The sequence below is a fragment of the Microbacterium sp. Leaf161 genome (assembly GCF_001423645.1).
GTDB lineage: Bacteria > Actinomycetota > Actinomycetes > Actinomycetales > Microbacteriaceae > Microbacterium > Microbacterium forte.
Window position 1 is genome coordinate 767,243 of sequence record NZ_LMOW01000001.1, and the last position, 18,848, is coordinate 786,090.

16 protein-coding genes and 2 rRNA genes are annotated in these 18,848 nt (G+C 69.0%); 5 read left to right on the forward strand and 13 right to left on the reverse strand.

The genetic code is table 11. The annotated features are described in order from the left end of the window. Window positions 1-68 precede the first annotated feature (68 nt). A complete protein-coding gene (locus ASF87_RS03865; RefSeq protein ID WP_056376324.1) occupies window positions 69-1,553 on the forward strand; it encodes a CoA-acylating methylmalonate-semialdehyde dehydrogenase in 1,485 nt (494 codons plus the stop codon). A 33-nt stretch (window positions 1,554-1,586) separates the two neighbouring features. Then, entirely contained in the window at window positions 1,587-2,975 is a 1,389-nt protein-coding gene (locus tag ASF87_RS03870) for an aspartate aminotransferase family protein (RefSeq protein ID WP_056374307.1), read from the forward strand. 50 nt (window positions 2,976-3,025) lie between these two features. Here ASF87_RS03870 and ASF87_RS03875 read toward each other — a convergent pair whose 3' ends face one another. From ASF87_RS03875 to ASF87_RS03895, 5 genes are read right to left on the reverse strand one after another with little or no spacing between them, the layout of a single operon-like run. Next, window positions 3,026-3,754, reverse strand: coding sequence for a FadR/GntR family transcriptional regulator (locus ASF87_RS03875; protein WP_056374309.1), 729 nt, complete (start codon window positions 3,752-3,754; stop codon window positions 3,026-3,028). A gap of 34 nt (window positions 3,755-3,788) precedes the next feature. Continuing rightward, the gene (locus tag ASF87_RS03880) at window positions 3,789-4,568 is read right to left on the reverse strand and encodes a 3-oxoacyl-ACP reductase (protein ID WP_042537821.1); all 780 of its coding nucleotides are present in this window, start codon (window positions 4,566-4,568) and stop codon (window positions 3,789-3,791) included. Window positions 4,569-4,613: 45 nt separating this feature from the next. Further along, window positions 4,614-5,975: an aldehyde dehydrogenase family protein gene (locus tag ASF87_RS03885; RefSeq protein ID WP_056374311.1), complete on the reverse strand. Its 1,362-nt coding sequence runs from the start codon at window positions 5,973-5,975 to the stop codon at window positions 4,614-4,616. Continuing rightward, the gene (locus ASF87_RS03890; RefSeq protein WP_056374313.1) at window positions 5,972-6,724 is read right to left on the reverse strand and encodes a gamma-glutamyl-gamma-aminobutyrate hydrolase family protein; all 753 of its coding nucleotides are present in this window, start codon (window positions 6,722-6,724) and stop codon (window positions 5,972-5,974) included. Before ASF87_RS03890 ends, ASF87_RS03885 begins: the two co-directional genes overlap by 4 nt. Beyond that, window positions 6,705-8,060: a glutamine synthetase family protein gene (locus ASF87_RS03895; RefSeq protein WP_056374315.1), complete on the reverse strand. Its 1,356-nt coding sequence runs from the start codon at window positions 8,058-8,060 to the stop codon at window positions 6,705-6,707. Before ASF87_RS03895 ends, ASF87_RS03890 begins: the two co-directional genes overlap by 20 nt. A gap of 156 nt (window positions 8,061-8,216) precedes the next feature. Here ASF87_RS03895 and ASF87_RS03900 point away from each other — a divergent pair, with 156 nt between their 5' ends. Further along, a complete protein-coding gene (locus tag ASF87_RS03900) occupies window positions 8,217-9,764 on the forward strand; it encodes an amino acid permease (RefSeq protein ID WP_056374316.1) in 1,548 nt (515 codons plus the stop codon). A gap of 20 nt (window positions 9,765-9,784) precedes the next feature. Here ASF87_RS03900 and ASF87_RS03905 read toward each other — a convergent pair whose 3' ends face one another. Further along, window positions 9,785-10,057 carry a metal-sensitive transcriptional regulator gene (locus ASF87_RS03905; RefSeq protein WP_042537810.1) on the reverse strand — a complete coding sequence of 91 codons (273 nt, stop codon included), beginning with the start codon at window positions 10,055-10,057 and terminating at the stop codon, window positions 9,785-9,787. A 35-nt stretch (window positions 10,058-10,092) separates the two neighbouring features. Here ASF87_RS03905 and ASF87_RS03910 point away from each other — a divergent pair, with 35 nt between their 5' ends. Further along, a complete protein-coding gene (locus ASF87_RS03910; protein WP_056374319.1) occupies window positions 10,093-11,370 on the forward strand; it encodes a DUF445 domain-containing protein in 1,278 nt (425 codons plus the stop codon). Window positions 11,371-11,400: 30 nt separating this feature from the next. Here the strand turns inward: ASF87_RS03910 and ASF87_RS03915 are convergent, their stop codons facing one another. The 5 genes from ASF87_RS03915 to hutH form a co-directional block, all read right to left on the reverse strand. Then, window positions 11,401-12,180, reverse strand: coding sequence for a phosphotransferase (locus tag ASF87_RS03915; RefSeq protein WP_056374321.1), 780 nt, complete (start codon window positions 12,178-12,180; stop codon window positions 11,401-11,403). 77 nt (window positions 12,181-12,257) lie between these two features. Then, a complete protein-coding gene (locus tag ASF87_RS03920; RefSeq protein ID WP_056374322.1) occupies window positions 12,258-13,163 on the reverse strand; it encodes an arginase family protein in 906 nt (301 codons plus the stop codon). Continuing rightward, the gene (hutI, locus tag ASF87_RS03925; RefSeq protein WP_056374324.1) at window positions 13,144-14,352 is read right to left on the reverse strand and encodes an imidazolonepropionase; all 1,209 of its coding nucleotides are present in this window, start codon (window positions 14,350-14,352) and stop codon (window positions 13,144-13,146) included. The genes ASF87_RS03920 and hutI overlap by 20 nt, the downstream gene beginning before the upstream one ends. Continuing rightward, window positions 14,349-16,064 (reverse strand): urocanate hydratase, encoded by a 1,716-nt coding sequence (hutU, locus tag ASF87_RS03930; protein ID WP_056374325.1) that lies wholly within the window; start codon window positions 16,062-16,064, stop codon window positions 14,349-14,351. Before hutU ends, hutI begins: the two co-directional genes overlap by 4 nt. Beyond that, entirely contained in the window at window positions 16,057-17,598 is a 1,542-nt protein-coding gene (gene hutH / locus ASF87_RS03935; protein ID WP_056374327.1) for a histidine ammonia-lyase, read from the reverse strand. The genes hutU and hutH overlap by 8 nt, the downstream gene beginning before the upstream one ends. 52 nt (window positions 17,599-17,650) lie before the next feature. Here hutH and ASF87_RS03940 point away from each other — a divergent pair, with 52 nt between their 5' ends. Continuing rightward, window positions 17,651-18,427, forward strand: a complete 777-nt coding sequence (locus ASF87_RS03940) for an IclR family transcriptional regulator (protein WP_056376325.1) — start codon at window positions 17,651-17,653, stop codon at window positions 18,425-18,427. A 121-nt stretch (window positions 18,428-18,548) separates the two neighbouring features. Here the strand turns inward: ASF87_RS03940 and rrf (ASF87_RS03945) are convergent. Both rrf (ASF87_RS03945) and rrf (ASF87_RS03950) read right to left on the reverse strand, forming a co-directional pair. Beyond that, window positions 18,549-18,666, reverse strand: a 5S ribosomal RNA gene (rrf, locus tag ASF87_RS03945). A 50-nt stretch (window positions 18,667-18,716) separates the two neighbouring features. Next, window positions 18,717-18,833, reverse strand: a 5S ribosomal RNA gene (gene rrf / locus ASF87_RS03950). Window positions 18,834-18,848 lie beyond the last annotated feature (15 nt).

Consider the following 18,848-nt stretch of genomic DNA (forward strand, 5'->3'; position numbering starts at 1 on the left):
GGAGGAAGCCAGCGTATCGAACCCCGGTCAGAGTGTTCGATGCGGATCACGCACTGCGAGGGAGCCCCGTGGACATCGTCCGTCACATCATCAATGGAGCAGAGACCGCCGAGGCGGCGCGCACGGGTCAGGTCTTCGATCCCGCCACCGGACAGGTCTCGAAGCAGGTCGCCTTCGCCGCGACCGGAGAGGTCGACCGGGCGATCGCCGCCGCGGCATCCGCTCTTCCGGCGTGGCGCGAGACGAGCCTCATCAAGCGGGCCGACGTGTTCTTCCGGCTGCGCCAGCTGCTCAAGGAGCGCACGCCCGAGCTCGCCGCGATCGTCACGTCGGAGCACGGCAAGGTGCTCTCGGATGCCGCAGGCGAGGTCTCACGCGGCATCGAGAACGTCGAGTTCGCCGCCGGACTCGTGCACCTGCTCAAGGGCGAGCGCAGCGAACAGGTCTCGCGTGGCGTCGACGTGCACTCGGTCAAGCAGCCCGTCGGCGTCGTCGCCGCGATCACGCCGTTCAACTTCCCGGTGATGGTGCCGCTGTGGATGGTGGCCTCGGCGATCGCGTGCGGCAACACGGTCGTGCTCAAGCCCAGCGAGAAGGACCCGTCCGCGTCGGTCTGGCTCGCCAAGCTCTTCCAGGAGGCGGGTCTTCCGGATGGAGTGCTCAATGTCGTGCACGGCGACAAGGAGGCGGTCGACGCGCTGCTCGAGTCGCCACGCGTGAACGCGATCAGCTTCGTCGGTTCGACGCCGATCGCGCGCTCGATCTACCAGCGCGCCTCGGCTGCGGGCAAGCGCGTCCAGGCGCTGGGCGGCGCGAAGAACCACATGGTCGTCATGCCGGATGCCGACATCGATGCCGCAGCCGACGCCGCCGTCTCGGCCGCCTACGGCTCGGCCGGCGAACGCTGCATGGCCGTCTCGGTGCTGGTCGCGGTCGGCGACATCGCCGATGACCTGGTCGCCGCGATCGCCTCGCGCATCGAGGGCCTCACGATCGGCGCCGGCACCGACACCGCGAGCGAGATGGGCCCGCTCATCACCCGCGAGCACCGCGACCGCGTCGCCTCCTACGTGACCGGAGCCGCTGCAGAAGGAGCGACCGTCGTGGTCGACGGCACGACGAAGGAGTTCGACTCGGAGGGCTTCTTCATCGGCGTCAGCCTGATCGATCAGGTCGCCCCCGGCATGAAGGTGTACGACGACGAGATCTTCGGCCCGGTGCTCTCGGTGGTTCGCGTCGAGACCTACGCCGACGCCGTCGAGCTCGTCAACGCGAACGCCTACGGCAACGGCACGGCGATCTTCACGCGAGACGGCGGCACCGCCCGTCAGTACGAGTTCGACATCGAGGTCGGCATGGTCGGCGTGAACGTGCCGATCCCCGTGCCGATCGGCGCCTACTCGTTCGGCGGCTGGAAGGACTCGCTGTTCGGCGACTCGCACATCTACGGCCCCGAGTCGGTGCACTTCTACACTCGGTCGAAGGTGGTCACCACCCGCTGGCCCGACCACACGCCCTCGCAGATCGACCTGGGCTTCCCGAGCAACCACTGAGCTCCGAGCAGACAGAGAACTGAGACACGAGACATGACGAACTTCACCGACCGCCATGGCGTATCCCACCCGCTGCCTGCCCCCGAGGCCGAAGCGCAGGTGCGCGCCGACGACCGCGGCCACGTGTTCCACTCGTGGAGCGCGCAGGGCCTGATCGATCCGCTCCCCGTCGCCGCGGGCGAGGGCTCGACGTTCTGGGACTATGCCGGCAACGCCTACCTCGACTTCTCGAGCCAGCTCGTGAACCTCAACCTCGGGCACCAGCATCCCGATCTGGTCGCAGCGATCCAGCAGCAGGCAGGGCGCCTCTCGACCATCCAGCCCGCGATGGCCAACGACGTGCGGGGCGAGCTCGCCCGGCTCATCGTCGAGGTCGCGCCCGAGGGCTTCGAGAAGGTCTTCTTCACGAACGGCGGCGCCGAGGCCAACGAATACGCGGTGCGCATGGCCCGCCAGTCGACCGGTCGCCACAAGGTGCTCTCGATGTACCGGAGCTATCACGGCTCCACGTCGACGGCGATCTCGCTGACGGGTGACCCCCGGCGGTGGGCGAACGGCACTCCCGACTCGGGCGCCGTGCGCTTCTTCGGGCCCTACCTGTATCGCTCGCCGTTCCACGCCGAGACTCCGGAGCAGGAATCCGAGCGCGCACTCGCCCACCTCGAGCAGACGATCCAGCTTGAGGGCCCGCAGACGATCGCCGCGATCATCATCGAGACCGTCGTCGGCACGAACGGCGTGCTCGTGCCGCCGCCCGGTTACCTGCAGGGCGTGCGCGAGCTGTGCGACCGCTACGGCATCGTCTACATCGCCGACGAGGTCATGGTCGGGTTCGGCCGGCTCGGCGAGTGGTTCGGCATCGACGCGTACGACGGTCGCCCCGACCTGATCACCTTCGCCAAGGGCGTGAACTCGGGATACGTGCCACTCGGCGGCGTCGTGATCTCCGAGCGCATCGCGCGGGCCTTCGACACCACGCCCTTCGCCGGCGGACTCACCTACTCGGGCCACCCGCTCGCCTGTGCCGCAGGCGTCGCGACGTTCGAGGTGTTCCGCCGCGACGGCATCCTCGAGCGCGTGCGCGACCTCGGCGAGCGCGTCGTCGAGCCGACCCTGCACCGCTGGGTCGACACCCACCCGAGCGTCGGGGAGGTGCGCGGCCGCGGCCTGTTCTGGGCCGTCGAGCTCGTGCGCGACAAGCAGACGCGCGAGCCACTCGTGCCGTTCAACGCCAGCGGAGCGGATGCTGCGCCGGTCGCCGCCTTCGCCGCCGCCGCCAAGAAGGCCGGCGTCTGGCCGTTCACGCACTTCAACCGCATGCACGTCGCCCCGCCGCTCGTGATCAGCGAAGACGACCTGGTGCGCGGTCTCACCGTGCTCGACGAGGCTCTCGCCGTCGCCGACGAGGCAGCCACGAGCTGACAGCGCCGTGAGCTGACAGTGCCGTGAGGCGCAGCCGCTGCTGCGCGGGTTCAGATCAGGAAGCCGCGCAGCAGCGCTTCGGAGCCCGCGAGATGATCGCGCATCGCGGCTTCAGCGACATCCGGCCGCCCGGCCAGGATCGCGGTGACGATGCGCTCGTGCTGCTCGCCCGAGTGCTGGATGTTGCGCGGCATCAACGGGAACGTGTCGAGCCATGCGTTGACATCGGCCCTGTTCTCGGCGAGCAGAGCGACGAGCGAGGGGATGCCGGCGGCCTCGGCGATCGCGAGGTGCAGCAGGGTGTCGAGCCGTCGATACTCCTCGGGCCCGGCGGGGAGAGCCGCCTCATGCCGCGCCCACAGGTCGGCGCGCGTCGCGGCATCCAGCGAACGACTCGCGGCCGCGCGCACCGCCCCGGTCTCGAGCACCCGCCTCAGGCCCAGCACGTCGTCGAGCTCCGCAGCGGTCACGGCCCCGGCATCCGACGGCTGGGGCAGCGGATCCGCGACGAACGTGCCGCCGTATCGACCGCGCTTCGGCACGAGGTACCCCGTGTCCGCGAGTTCGCGGATCGCCTCGCGGACGGTGTCGCGGCTCACTCCGAAGGATGCCGCGAGCTCACGCTCGGGCGGCAGCGACTCCCCCGGCGCGACCACGCCGAGACGGATGGTCTGCACGAGGCGAGCGACCGCATCCTCGAGGGCGTTGCCTCGGCGCAGCGGCCGGTAGACCGCCCGGCGCACCTCGACGAGATCGCCGTCGGAGGGGTTCTCGCTCATGCTTCTCAGCCTGTCACAGCGACATGATCGCGCTTCACAGCGGGGTGACGTAGGCGTTGGTGATGCCGCCGTCGACGACGAAGGCGCTCGCGGTGATGAACGACGAGTCGTCCGAGGCGAGGAAGGCCACAGCGGCGGCGAGCTCGGACGGCTCTGCGAAGCGTCCCATCGGCACATGCACGAGTCGGCGCTGCGCGCGCTCGGGGTCTTTTGCGAAGAGCTCCTGCAGCAGCGGGGTGTTGACCGGTCCCGGGCACAGGGCGTTCACGCGCACTCCCTGCCGGGCGAACTGCACGCCGAGCTCGCGCGACATCGCGAGCACGCCGCCCTTCGATGCGGTGTAGCTGATCTGCGAGGTGGCCGATCCCAGCAGCGCCACGAAGGAGGCCGTGTTGATGATCGAGCCTCGACCGGCCGGAACCATGTGGCGAAGCGCCGCGCGGCTGCACAGGTACACGCTCTTGAGGTTCACGTCCTGCACCCGATCCCAGGCCGGCAGTTCGGTCGTCTCGATCGAGTCGTCGTCGGCGGGCGAGATGCCGGCGTTGTTGAACGCGATGTCGATGCGCCCGAACTCGGCGGCGACCCCGTCGAAGAGCGTGTTGACCATGGCCTCGTCGGCCACGTCGACGATGCGGAACGCTCCGCCCACCTCGGCCGCTGCCGCTTCGCCCGTGGCGGGGTCGACGTCGGCGATGACGACGAACGCGCCCTCGGCGGCGAAGCGCTGGGCTGTGGCGAAGCCGATTCCGCTCGCGCCACCCGTGATGATGGCGACGCGGTCCTTGAGGCGCTGGGTCAGATCGATGCTCATGTGTGTTTCTCCGTTGCAGTGAAAAGGTCGGGCCGGGTGTCGCTGTCAGGATTCGTCGGTCGCGAAGAAGACGTTCTTGGTCTCGGTGAAGTGCTCGGCGGCGTCGGGCCCGAGCTCACGCCCGAGACCCGAGGCCTTCATGCCGCCGAACGGCGTCGCGTATCGCACCGACGAGTGCGAGTTGACCGACAGCACGCCGCTCTGAACACCCCGCGAGACGCGCACGGCGCGGCCGAGGTTCTCGGTCCAGATCGAGCCGGCGAGCCCGTAGGCGGTGTCGTTCGCGAGCCGGATCGCATCGGCTTCGTCATCGAACGGCATGACCGCGACGACCGGGCCGAACACCTCCTGCTGCGCGATGCGGTCGGACGGATCGGCGAGCACCACGGCCGGGGCGAACCAGAAGCCGTCACCCTCGGGTGCGCTGCCGCGGAAGGCGATGTTCGCGTCGTCGAGGAACCCCGAGACCGTGTCGCGGTGTGCGGCCGAGATGAGCGGTCCCATGTCGGTGTCGGTGCTCGACGGGTCTCCTACTCGCCACGCAGCGACAGCGGGCTCGAGCAGTTCGAGGAATCGGTCGTACACCGATCGCTGCACCAGCAGCCGGCTGCGGGCGCAGCAATCCTGACCCGCGTTGTCGAACACCGAACCCGGAACCGCCGCGACGGCCTTCTCGAGGTCCGCGTCGGCGAAGACGATGTTGGCGCTCTTGCCGCCGAGCTCCAGCGTGACGGGCTTGAGCGCTCGGGCGCATCCGGCCGCGACCTCGATGCCGACCTCGGTCGACCCGGTGAACACGACCTTGCGGACATCCGGATGCTCGACGAGCCGCTGCCCGACGACCGAGCCCGATCCGGTGACGACCTCGAAGAGTCCTTCGGGGAGCCCCGCTTCGAAAGCGAGTTCGCCGAGGCGGATGGCCGTGAGAGGGGTGAGCTCGGCGGGCTTCAGCACCACGGCGTTCCCTGCGGCGAGCGCCGGCGCGAACGCCCAGGCGGCGATCGTCATCGGGAAGTTCCACGGCACGATGACGCCGACCACGCCGTAGGGGTCGTGGAAGGTGACATCGAGTCCGCCTGCCACCGGGATCTGCCGGCCGGACAGTCGCTCAGGGTCGGCGGAGTAGTAGTTGAGGACCTGCGCGACGTGACCGGCCTCCCATCGGGCGGAACCGATCGGATGCCCGGAGTTCAGCACCTCGAGCTGGGCGAGCTCTTCGGCCGCGGCCTCGACCGTGCGAGCGAACGCGCGGAGGGCATCGGCCCGAGCGACCGGGGCGAGCGCGGCCCATCGGCGCTGCGCCACGACGGCGCGCGCGATCGCGGCATCCGTCTCTCCGATGTCGGCGCGCGCGATCTCGCGGATCGCCGCTCCGGTCGATGGGTTGATGACTGTGAACGCGCTCATCGGGCGTACTCCTTCCGCCGCGCGGCGAACGCGCGGGCCTGTGCGACGAGATCGGTGAAGAGCCGCCGATCCTCGGCGTTCTCCTCGGGGTGCCATTGGACGCCGACGATGTGACCGGCCGAGGTGTCGACGAAGGCCTGCACGAGACCATCGTCGGAGTGCGCCGCCGCCACGAGACCGTCGCCGAGGCGGCCGATGCCCTGGTGGTGGTAGCTGTGCACGCGCATCTCGGTCTCGCCGATGATCTCGGCGAGCGGAGTGTCGGTCGACACCTCGACGTCGTTCTCGGCGAAGACGCCGCCGCCGATGCGGTACTTCTCGGTGCCGAGCGATTCGGGCAGATGCTGCTGCAGGGTGCCGCCGCGGGCGACGTTCACGAGCTGCAGACCGCGGCAGATCGCGAGCACCGGGATGCCACGGCGCTCCGCCGCCCGGAACAGGGCGAGCTCCCATGCATCACGGTCGACGCGGGCGGGGTCGGTGAGCGGATGCCGGTCCTCTCCGTACAGCTCGGGGGCCACATCCGCGCCACCTGAGAGCACGAGGCCGTGCATGCCCGAGATCGCCGCGTCCGCGGCATCCGGATCCTGCGGAGGCAGGAGCAGCGCGATGCCGCCTACCGAGGTCACGCTCGTGAGGTACTGCTCGGGCAGGAACGCCGCCCGCACATCCCACACCCCCTGCTGCGCGCGCTCGAGATACGTGGTGACGCCGATCAGCGGCGCGGGGTCAGAGGCGCTCGAAGCCACGGATGCGCTCCCAGTCGGTGACGGCCGCGTCGTAGGCCTCGACCTCGATGCGGGCCTGGTTCAGGTAGTGCTCGACCACGTCGTCTCCGAACGCCGCTCTCGCGACGGCCGATTCGCTGAAGAGCTTCGCCGCCTCACGCAGGGTCGTCGGCAGGTGGTCGACACCCGCCTCGTAGGCGTTGCCGGTGAAGCGTTCGGGCAGCGGCAGCTCGTTCTCGATGCCGTACAGACCGCCCGCGATGATCGCCGAGATGGCGAGGTAGGGGTTCACGTCTCCGCCGGGCACACGGTTCTCGACCCTCAGCCCCGAGCCCGACCCGACCACGCGCAGCGCGCATGTGCGGTTGTCTATGCCCCACGCGACTCCGGTCGGGGCGAAGCTGCCCTTGGCGAAGCGCTTGTACGAGTTGATGTTCGGTGCGAGCAGCAGGGTGAACTCGCGCAGGGTGGCGAGGATGCCGGCGATCCAGTGCTCCATGACCGGGCTGAAACCGTGCTCGCCGTCTCCCGCCATGACGGGAGCGCCGGAGTCGTCGCGCAGCGAGAGGTGGATGTGGCAGCTGTTGCCCTCGCGCTCGTTGAACTTGGCCATGAACGTGAGCGCCTGCCCGTGCTGCTCGGCGATCTCCTTCGCACCGTTCTTGTAGATCGCGTGCTGGTCGGCGGTCTCTCGCACCTCCGCATAGCGGAACGCGATCTCCTGCTGACCGAAGTTGCACTCGCCCTTCACGCCCTCGCAGTAGAGCCCTGCCCCGTCCATGCTGTTGCGGATGTCGCGCAGCAGCGGCTCCATGCGGGTCGAGGCGAGCAGGTTGTAGTCGACGTTGTAGTCGGTCGCGGGCGTCAGTCCCTCGTACTTGCGGGCCCAGGCGTCGCGATAGGTGTTGTCGAAGACGATGAACTCGAGCTCCGTGCCCGAGTAGGCGGTCCAGCCGCGCTCGGCGAGACGATCGCGCTGCCGGTCGAGGATGGCCCGTGGCGACGGCCCCACCGGCTCGCCGTTCTGCCACACGAGGTCGGCCATCACGAGAGCTGTGCCGTCGAGCCACGGGATGTTGCGCAGCGTCTCGACCTCGGGCTTGAGCACCATGTCGCCGTAGCCGCGATCCCAGCCCGACATCGCGTAGCCGTCGACCGTGTTCATGTCGACGTCGACCGAGAGCAGGTAGTCGCAGGCCTCGGCCCCGTGAGCCAGGATGTCCTCCTGGAACAGCCGCGCCGACACGCGTTTGCCGACCAGTCGCCCCTGCGCATCCGCGAAGGCCACGATCACCGTGTCGATCTCGCCGGCGGCGATGCCGGCATCCAGCTGTTCGATGCTCAAGTTGCCCGACATCTGACGCTCCGTTCTCGTGCGGTGAAGCGGTCGGCCGACCGGCTTCGCCCTCAGAGTAGATCACCTTCGCGTTTAAAGGTAGACGAAACCACCATTGACTGTCACAATCATCCGCAAGGTGCACCCGGCGCCTGCACGCATGCGAACGGAGAGCGGATGTCCCAGCAGAGCAATGAATCCCGCAAGGTCGCCGGAGCGACCTATACACGCGCCGGGAGTGAGTATTTCGAGAAACGCACCCTGAAGAGATCCGCCGGGGTGTGGGGTCTGTGGGGTCTCGCGGTCGCCGCCGTGATCTCGGGCGACTTCTCCGGGTGGAACTTCGGCATCGACTTCGCGGGCTTCGGCGGGATGCTCATCGCCTTCGCCATCCTCGTCGCGATGTACTACGGCATGATCTTCGCCATCGGCGAGATGGCGGCCGCGATGCCGCACACCGGGGGCGCCTACTCGTTCGCCCGCTCGGCCATGGGTCCGTGGGGCGGCCTCGTCACCGGAGCGGCCGAGACCATCGAGTACGTCGCGACCACGGCGGTGATCGTCTACTTCTCGGCGTCGTATGCCAACGGCATCACGAGTGAGCTGCTGGGCCTCGAGCTGCCCGGATGGGTCTGGTACCTCATCCTCTACATCGTCTTCATCGCCCTGAACTCCGCGGGCGCCGCCATCTCGTTCCGCTTCGCGATCATCGTCTCGGTGATCTCGATCGGGATCATCCTGGTCTTCTCGGCCATGGCGCTCTTCTCGGGCGCGTTCTCGTGGGATGCCCTGTGGGACATCGTTCCCGACGAGGGCCAGACGGCGTTCCTCCCGCACGGCGTCCTGCCGATCCTGTTCGCCCTGCCCTTCGCGATGTGGTTCTTCCTCGGCATCGAAGAGCTGCCGCTCGCGGCTGAGGAGTCGCACAACCCGACGCGAGACATCCCCAAGGCGGGGTTCTGGGCTCGCGGCACCCTCATCGTCACGGGCCTCCTCGTGCTGTTCCTCAACACCGGCGTGCTCGGCGCCGAAGCGACAGGCACCGCGGGCGAACCGCTGCTCGACGGCTTCCGCGCGATCGTCGGCGACCAGCTCGCCGCCGTGCTCGCGCTGTTCGCACTCATCGGCCTGCTCGCCTCGCTGCAGGGCATCATGTTCGCCTACGGACGCAACATGTACTCGCTGTCGCGGGCCGGGTACTACCCGCGCTTCCTCTCGCTCACCGGCAAGCGTCAGACCCCCTGGGTCGCGCTCACGGTGGGTGCTGCCATCGGCTTCATCGCTCTGATCGTCCTCGACGTGCTCACCGCCGTCGACTCCGAGGGTGCGGGCACCGTGGCAGGCGCGATCGTGCTGAACATCGCCGTATGGGGAGCCGTCGTCGCCTATGGCCTGCAGCTCGTGTCGTTCATCATCCTGCGCAAGAAGTTCCCGAACGTCGACCGCCCGTACGTCAGCCCCTGGGGGATCCCTGGAGCGGTCATCGCGCTCGTGATCGCCGCACTGATCTTCGTCGGATTCCTGCTCAACCCCACGTTCGGCCCGGCGATCATCGCGATCGCGATCGTCTACGCGATCATCCTGCTCGGCTTCGGCCTCTTCTTCCGACACCGTCTCGTGCTCTCCCCCGAGGAGGAATACGCGCTGTCGGGCGGTTCGCACGGAGACCCGCAGGCCGAGGGCTACGACGCCATGGAGGGCGAGGTGTTCGGCGGCGGACGCTGATCGAGAGGAGGAGCCCGGCGCTACTTGCGGTCGAAGTCGAACGCCTTGAGAAGCTCGTCGACAGCCTTGTCGCGCTCCTCCCCACCCTCGTCGAACATGTGCGTCACGTGCGTGCGCAGGTGGTTCTCGAGCAGCAGACGGTTGAGGGATTCCAGAGAGCGCTGGATCGCGCGGGACTGCGTGATGATGTCCATGCAGTACTCCTCGTTCTCGATCATCCGCGCGACTCCGCGCATCTGACCCTCGAGGATGCTGGTGCGGTGCAGTGCACGCTTCTTGATGTCTTCGATCACGTTTCGAGGGTACTCCCGCATGAAAGGATGACGTCATGCCGCGAACCCCCATGGCGCTCCTGTCGCCCGCAGACCAGGAACGACTTCGCGCCCTTCGGCGCATGAAGGCGGTCGCGCTCGGCGCACTGATCTTCATGGCCGTCGTCTTCGTCTTCGCGTTCGCGTTCCAGGAGCGTCAACCCTGGCTGGGCTACGTCCGGGCCGCCGCAGAGGGCGGGATGGTCGGCGCCCTGGCCGACTGGTTCGCCGTGACCGCGCTGTTCCGTCGTCCACTCGGCCTGCCGATCCCGCACACCGCGATCATCCCGAACCGCAAGGACGAGATCGGCCGCACGCTCGGCGAGTTCGTCGAGACGAACTTCCTCGAGGCGAGCGTCGTGCGCACCAAGCTGGCCAGCACCGCGATCGCCAAGCGCGCCGGCGAATGGCTGAGCGAACCCGCCCACGCCGAGCGCGTGGGCGCCGAGGGAGCGACGATCGCGACCGCCGTACTCAACGCACTCAGCGACGACGACGTGCGCGACCTCATCACAGACCTGGCCCGTGAGCACCTCGTCTCCCCCGAGTGGGGCCCGCCCGCCGGCGCCTGGCTCGAGAAGATCGTCGAGGCCGGCGCGCATCACGGCGCCGTCGACCTCGCGGCCGACAGCATCGGCCGCTGGCTGGACGCGAACGCCGAGTCGTTCTCGGGTCTCATCTCACGCAGGCTGCCCGGATGGGTGCCGAAGCTCGCGCACCGGTTCGTCGACGACACGGCCTACAACGAGGCCGTGAAGTTCGTCCGCGCCGTGCAGGCCGATCCGCAGCATCCGGCCCGTCTCGCGGTCGACGGGTACCTCGCCCGCCTCGCCGACAGCCTGCAGAACGACCCGGAGACGCGCGCCAAGCTCGAGAACGCCAAGTCGTCGCTCTTCGACAGCCCCCGCGTGGGCGCCCTCGCCGCCGAGGCGTGGAACACGGCGAAGAACGGACTGCTCGCCGCCCTCGCCGACCCCGAGAGCGGGCTGCGCGTCCGCGCGGCTCAGGCCCTGCAGGAGGTCGGCCAGAGACTGACGACGGATGCCGCGCTGCAGCACCGCGTCGACACGTGGGTGTCGGATGCCGCGGTGTTCCTCGTCGATCGCTATCGCCACGACATCGCGTCGATCATCACCGACACCGTCGAGCGCTGGGACCCGGTCGAGACCACCGAGAAGATCGAGCTCATGGTCGGCCGCGACCTGCAGTACATCCGTCTGAACGGCACGTTCGTCGGCGCGCTCGCGGGTCTCGCCATCTTCACGATCGCGCATCTGCTGATTCCCGGAGTCTGACCTCACCGACCTCTCAGCCGGCAGACACCCCTATCGAGGCGGTCGGGGGCCGTCGACTGTGAGGGCGTCGTGCCACGCGTCCATGTGGCGCCCGACGTACTCCACGGTGGAGGACCAGAAGTCGCCATGCCCTTCAATGAACATCGTCCCCCACGGTTCGCGGCCATGGGCATGGGAGTCGCGGAGCAGGTCGTACATCGCCTGAGTCCGCTGGAGCATCGCATCCGGCAGCGCAGCCCGAAGATCCGCGTCGGCGGCGTACCCGTCGACGAACGCGCGGAGACGGCGTGCGGCATGAGGCACCGGTTGAGACTCGTCCAGAACCGCGAATGCCTGCGCCGCATAGGCGAGGTCCCAGAGCCGAGTGCTCGGGCCGGCCCCGTCCCAGTCGATGAACACCAGTCGCTCCTCTCCGACGATGAGGTTCCAGGGAGCGAGGTCGTTGTGACACACCAGATCCGCCGTGCCGGGCGGTGGGATCAGAATGTCCCAGGTGGCGGCAGTGTCCTCGTACGACTCGCTGGCATCGTGAATCCGCCTGGCCATCGCTCCGACGCGTCGCAGCGTGCTGTCGGAGAGCGGGCCCAGATTCATCGCAAGGTCCCCTGGCACGAATTCGAGCACCTGACGCCCGTCCCGATCGCGACCGCGCCAGTCCGGGACATCGACCCCTGCGCTGCGGATCCAGCCCATGTATCGTGCCGCCGACTCCGTCGAGCTCGACCACGGCTTCCGCACCGTCGCGCCGACTCGCACCGTCTGATCGCCCGAAGCGTTTCCACCCGGGAGAGCAACCTCGTCGTCGAACATCGCTCGAGCCTAACAACCCGCCGCGAACGAGCGAATGCCCGATGCCCTGCTACCGCGAATCCAGGAGCCTCTGCCGGTCAGCGCGCTGCGAGGGCGGCGAGCATCTCGAGCACGCACAGCGCGGCGAGTCGCACCGTGCGCATGTCATCGGTGTCGGCCGTCGCGTCGACCTCGGCGATGTCCGCACTGACGACCCGCGGGTCCGCGACGATCGAGCGGACGAGGGCGCGCAGCTCCCACGCGGCGAAGCCGCCGGGGACGGATGCCGGGCAACCGGGCGCTGCGGCGCGATCGGCCGCATCGACGTCGACATCGAGGTGGATGCGGGCGCCAGGACCCGATCCCGCGATGCGCGTGGCTTCGGCGACGACCTCGGCGATGCCCCTTCGTCGCACCTCGTCGAGGGTGATCACGCGGATGCCCCAGTCGGCGGCGCGCGCGGCGTACGCGGCGGAGTTCGCGAAGTCCGCGATGCCGATCTGGACGATCCGCGCCGGATCGATCCGTTCGCCATCCGGCGCATCCTCGACGAGTCGACGCACCGGCGACCCGTTCGAGATCCCGTCGCGCAGGTCGAAGTGCGCATCGATCGTGATCAATCCGGTCGCCCCCGCTCCCCGCGCGACCGGGTAGGTCAGCGCGTTGTCGCCACCGAGCGCGATGACGAGGCGCGTTGCGTCGGAGAGCTCGCGCACCCGCGCGACCGTCGCAGCGATGCCGTCCTCTCCGTCCGGCTCCACCACGTCACCGGCGTCGAGCATGCGCAGCGCCTCGGTGAGGTCGACGACCGGCGGACCCATCAGGGTGGCGCTGTAGCGGGTGAGCGCCTCCCGGATCGCGGCGGGTGTCGCGTGCGCGCCGGTCGGCGACAGCGAGGTGCGCCACGTAGGAACGCCGAGCAGCACAGCATCGGCGTCATCCCCTGCGGCGAACGCGGGCCACGACCCGGCACGCGGCCAGAGGTCATCGTGCGACAGGGCCATGATCCTCCATTCCGCGAGCCGCGAAGACCGCGACACCGTCTTTCCAGACCTGCTCGACGAGCGGCACCCCCGGGCGGTAGGCCAGGTGGATGCGGGTGGGTGCCTTCAGCAGCACGAGATCGGCCCGCGCCCCCGGTGCGACGACGCCGACATCGTCGCGCCGCAGTGCCAGCGCTCCCCCGGCGGTCGCCGCCCATACGGCCTCGGCGGGTGTCATCCCCATGTCGCGCACGGCGATCGCGATGCAGAACGGCATGGACGATGTGAAGCTCGACCCCGGGTTCGTGTCGCATGCGAGCGCCACGGTGACGCCCGCGTCGATGAGCCGGCGGGCGTCGGGATACGGCTGCCTGGTCGAGAACTCGACCCCGGGCAGCAGGGTGAGCACGGTGTCGGATCCGGCGAGCGCTGCGATGTCGGCGTCCGTCAGGTAGGTGCCGTGGTCGACGGATGACGCGCCGAGCTCGACCGCCAGACGGACTCCATCACCCGGGCCGAGCTGGCTCGCGTGCACGCGCGGCATCAGTCCCCTGGCGATGCCGGCGTCGAGCACCCTCCGCGACTGCTCGACCGAGAACGCCCCGGTCTCGCAGAACACGTCGATCCACTTCGAGTGCGGTGCACAGGCGTTGAGCATCGGCCCGGTCACCAGGTCGACGTACTCGTCGGCACGGTCGGCGTAGTCCGCGGGAACCACATGGGCACCGAGGAACGTCACCTCCGGCGTGACCTCGGCAGCGAGGCGCACGAGACGTTGCTCGTCCGCGACGCTCAGCCCATAGCCGCTCTTGATTTCGATCGTCGTCGTGCCCTGAGCGAGCAGTTCGTCGACGAATCCCCGCAGCCGCGCGCGCAGCTGATCGTCGCTCGACGCTCGGGTCTCCGCGACGGTCGAGCGGATGCCGCCGGCCGCGTACTTCTGCCCGGCCATCCGCGCCTCGAACTCGGCGGCACGATCGCCCCCGAACACCAGGTGGCTGTGGCTGTCGACGAACCCGGGGATGACGGCACGTCCGCCCGTGTCCACGACCTCGTCGGCGTCCGGTGCGTCGTCGGCCGAGCCGACCCAGGCGATGCGCCCGCCGTCGATGAGAACGGCCGCATCGACGAGAGTGCCGAAGCGGTCGCCGTCGGATGAGGCGACGTTGGTCGTCAGCTCAGCGATGTTCGTGATCAGCGAGGTGCTCACAGCATCGGCACCTTCAGGCCGCGCTCGCGGGCGATGTCGCGAGCGTGCTCGTACCCCGCGTCAACGTGTCGCATGACGCCCGTGCCGGGGTCGTTGGTGAGCACGCGCTCGAGCTTCTCGGCGGCGAGCGCCGAGCCGTCGGCCACGGTGACCTGGCCGGCGTGGATCGAGCGGCCGATCCCGACGCCGCCGCCATGGTGCAGAGACACCCACGACGCCCCGGATGCCGTGTTCAGCAGCGCGTTCAGCAGCGGCCAGTCGGCGATGGCATCCGACCCGTCCTTCATGGCCTCGGTCTCGCGGTACGGGGAGGCGACCGAACCGGAGTCGAGGTGGTCGCGGCCGATCACGATCGGCGCGGCCAGCTCGCCGGAAGCCACCATCTCGTTGAACTTGAGGCCCGCCAGGTGACGCTCTTTGTAGCCGAGCCAGCAGATGCGGGCGGGCAGGCCCTCGAAGTGCACCTTCTCGCCGGCCTTCTCGAGCCAGCGATGCAGAGCCTTGTCTTCGGGGAACAGCTCCGCGATCGCACGATCGGTCTTGTAGATGTCCTCGGGGTCCCCCGAGAGCGCGGCCCAGCGGAAGGGCCCGCGGCCCTCTTCGAACTGCGGGCGGATGTATGCCGGCACGAACCCGGGGAACTCGAAGGCGCGGTCGAAACCACCCAGCTGCGCCTCGGCCCTGATCGAGTTGCCGTAGTCGAAGACCGCGGCCCCCGCATCCTGAAAGGCCACCATCGCGGCGACGTGCTGCGCCATCGATTCGCGCGAGCGGCGGGTGAACTCCTCGGCATCCCGCTCGGCCTCTGCCTTCCACTCTGCGACCGCGATGCCGACGGGCAGGTAGGCGAGCGGGTCGTGCGCACTGGTCTGGTCGGTGACGATGTCGATAGGCACACCGCGGCGCAGCAGCTCGGGGAAGACCTCCGCCGCGTTGCCCACGACACCGACCGACAGAGCCTCGCCGGCGTCCTTCGCCGCGACGACCCGGGCGATCGCCGCGTCGAGGTCGGTCGTGTACTCATCGAGGTAGCCGTGCTCGACCCGACGGGCGAGGCGCGATTCGTCGACGTCGACGATGAGCACGGCTCCGTCGTTGAGGGTGACCGCCAGCGGCTGTGCGCCACCCATTCCGCCGGCGCCGCCGGTCAGAGTCAACGTGCCCTTCAGCGACTCCCTGCCGAGCGACCGGGCGACGGCCGAGAACGTCTCGTAGGTGCCCTGCAGAATGCCCTGGGTTCCGATGTAGATCCACGACCCTGCGGTCATCTGCCCGTACATGATCAGGCCCAGCTCTTCGAGCCTGCGGAACTCGGGCCAGTTCGCCCAGTCGCCCACGAGGTTCGAGTTCGCGATCAGCACCCGCGGCGCCCACTCGTGCGTGCGGAAGACGCCGACCGGCTTGCCCGACTGCACGAGCAGCGTCTCGTCGGGTTCGAGCTCGTCGAGGGTGCGCACGATCGCGTCGTACGCCTCCCAGCTGCGCGCCGCCTTGCCGGTGCCGCCGTAGACGACGAGGTCTTCGGGGTGCTCGGCCACCTCGGCGTCGAGGTTGTTCATCAGCATGCGCTTGGCTGCTTCGGCGCCCCAGCTCTTGGCCGTGCGCTGGTTGCCGCGGGCGGCGCGAACGACGCGCGGTCCCGTCGCGGTCGTCGTCCTCGAGTCGGGGGTCGCGGTCGTCGTCCTCGAGTCGGGGGTCGTCGTGTCAGTCATGCGCGTGCTCCTTTGCGATGCGGGCGATTGCGCCGGACTGCACGAGTGCGGTCACGGCTTCCATGTCTGGGGAGAGGAATCGGTCAGGTCCGGGCCCTGCGGCGACGGTGCGCACCAGATCGCGCACGGCACCGGTCGCAGGGCCTGCCTGCAGCGGGGCGCGCAGGTCGAGCGCGCGGGCGCCGGTGAGGATCTCGATGGCGATGACACGGCCGAGTCCGTCAATCGCCCGACGGAGCTTGCGGGCCGCGGCCCAGCCCATCGACACGTGATCCTCCTGCATCGCCGACGAAGGGATCGAATCGACGGATGCCGGCACGGCGAGGCGCTTGAGCTCCGAGACGATGCCTGCGGAAGCGTACTGAGCGATCATCAGCCCCGAGTCGACGCCGACCTCGTCGGCCAGGAACGGGGGCAGGCCGTGGTTCCTGGCCGGATCGAGCGCCCGGTCTGTGCGGCGCTCCGAGATCGAAGCGACGTCTGCCACGGAGATCGCGAGGAAGTCCAGGACGGCCGCGACGGGCGCGCCGTGGAAGTTGCCGTTCGACTCGATGCGGCCGTCGACAGTGATGACCGGGTTGTCGATCACGCTGGCGAGCTCTCGCTCGGCGATCATCGAGGCATAGCCCATCGTGTCGCGCGCGGTTCCGTGCACCTGGGGCGAGCAGCGCAGCGAATACGCGTCCTGCACGCGGCCGTCCTCTGGACCCTTGTGGCTGTGCACGATCGGCGAGTCCCGCAGGAACGACCGCAGGTTCGAGGCCGATTCCGCCTGTCCCGACTGCGGACGAAGAGCCATGAGGTCGGCCGCGAACACGGCATCCGTGCCCATCTGCGACTCGACCGACATCGCCGCGGCCATGTCGGCGGTGAGCAGCAGGGTCTCGAGGTCGTGCAGCGCCAGCACGAGCATCCCGAGCATGCCATCCGTGCCGTTGATGAGCGCGAGCCCCTCCTTCTCGACGAGCGTGAGCGGGTCGATGCCTGCGGCTGAGAGCGCCTCGGACGCCGCGACGAGTTCGCCATCCGCTGCGCGGACATCGCCCTCGCCCATCGCAGCGAGGGCGATGTGCGCGAGAGGAGCGAGGTCGCCCGAGCAGCCGAGCGAGCCGTACTCGCGAACGACCGGCGTGATGCCGGCGTTCAACAGACCCGCGTAGGTCTCGACGACGACCGGCCGAACTCCCGTTCGCCCAGAGGTCAAGGTCTGCAGTCGCAGCAGCTGCAGTCCGCGCACGACCTCGCGCTCGACCTCCGCGCCGGTACCGGCCGCGTGGGAGCGGATCAGACTGGCCTGCAGCTGCAGGCGGCGATCCGGAGCGACGAACGTCGTAGCGAGCGCACCGAACCCGGTGGAGACGCCGTAGTGCGGGTGCGGATCGGCAGCGAGTCCATCGATCACCCGGCGCGTGTCCGCCACTCGGGCGAGGGCTGCGGGGCTGATCATGACGGGTGCGCCGTGGCGGGCGACCGCGACGACATCGGCGTGGCGCAGTGGGGCATCGCCGACGAGGACAGGGGACGGTTCGGTCATGTCTCGATTCCACACCCGCAGGGTCGCGGGCGACAGCGGTTCATGGGATCCTTTGTCTGTGATTCCAGACAAGGCGGATGCCGCAGCTCAGGTCCCGGCGGCCGACAACACGCTGCGGATCCTGAGATACCTCGCTGGCCGGCCGGCACCGGTCGCCGCATCAGCCATCGCTCGCGAACTCGAGCTGCCGCGCTCGACGGTCTATCACCTGCTGGCGACTCTCGCCGAACACGGGTTCGTGCTTCACCTCCGCGAGGATCGACGGTGGGGTCTCGGCACCTCGGCGTTCGAGCTCGCCGGCGGGTATGCGCGACAGCAGCCGCTCGCACGTCTGGGGCGCCCTCTCGTCGCGGCCCTCTCCGACCGCCTCGGCGAGAGCGCGCACCTCGCGGTGATGAGCGGCGGCGACGTGCTCTACATCGTCGAGGAGCGAGCCCCACGACGCCAGGCCCTCATCACCGATGTCGGCGTGAGGCTCCCTGCCCACCTGACCGCATCGGGGCGCGCGATGCTGGCGGCACTCCCCCGCGAGCAGGTGCGAGCGCTCTACCCGAGTGCCTCAGCGTTTCCCGATCGCACCGGACTGGGGCCTCGGAAGCCGAGCGAACTGCGCGAGCTGCTGCGCACGGTGCGTGCACGCGGCTATGCGACCGAAGACAGCGAGGTGGCAGAAGGCCTTCGCAGCGTCGGCGCGGTCGTCTGCGATCACGCGGGGTGGCCCGTAGCCGCTGTCGCGGTGACCTGGGCGGGGGCGGATCTCGACGAGAGCGTCCTCGCGGCCGCTGTGCGCGAGACCGCATCCGTGCTCGAGTCGCGACTCAAGAGATAGCGGGTGCCGTAGAGCTGCCCCATCTGCGCCACCCGATCGCACGTGAAGTACTCGCGCGTCGAATTCGCACGTTAACGCAGAAAAGCCACCCAACATTGGGTGGCTTTTCTGTTTAAAAGAAGTCCGGCGGTGTCCTACTCTCCCACAGGGTCCCCCCTGCAGTACCATCGGCGCTGTGAGGCTTAGCTTCCGGGTTCGGAATGTAACCGGGCGTTTCCCTGACGGCGCTCACTGTCGTCCATAACGCAAAATGGCCACCCAACGATGGGTGGCCATTTGCTTAAAAGAAGTCCGGCGGTGTCCTACTCTCCCACAGGGTCCCCCCTGCAGTACCATCGGCGCTGTGAGGCTTAGCTTCCGGGTTCGGAATGTAACCGGGCGTTTCCCTCACGCTATGGCCGCCGAAACACTATAGATGTTT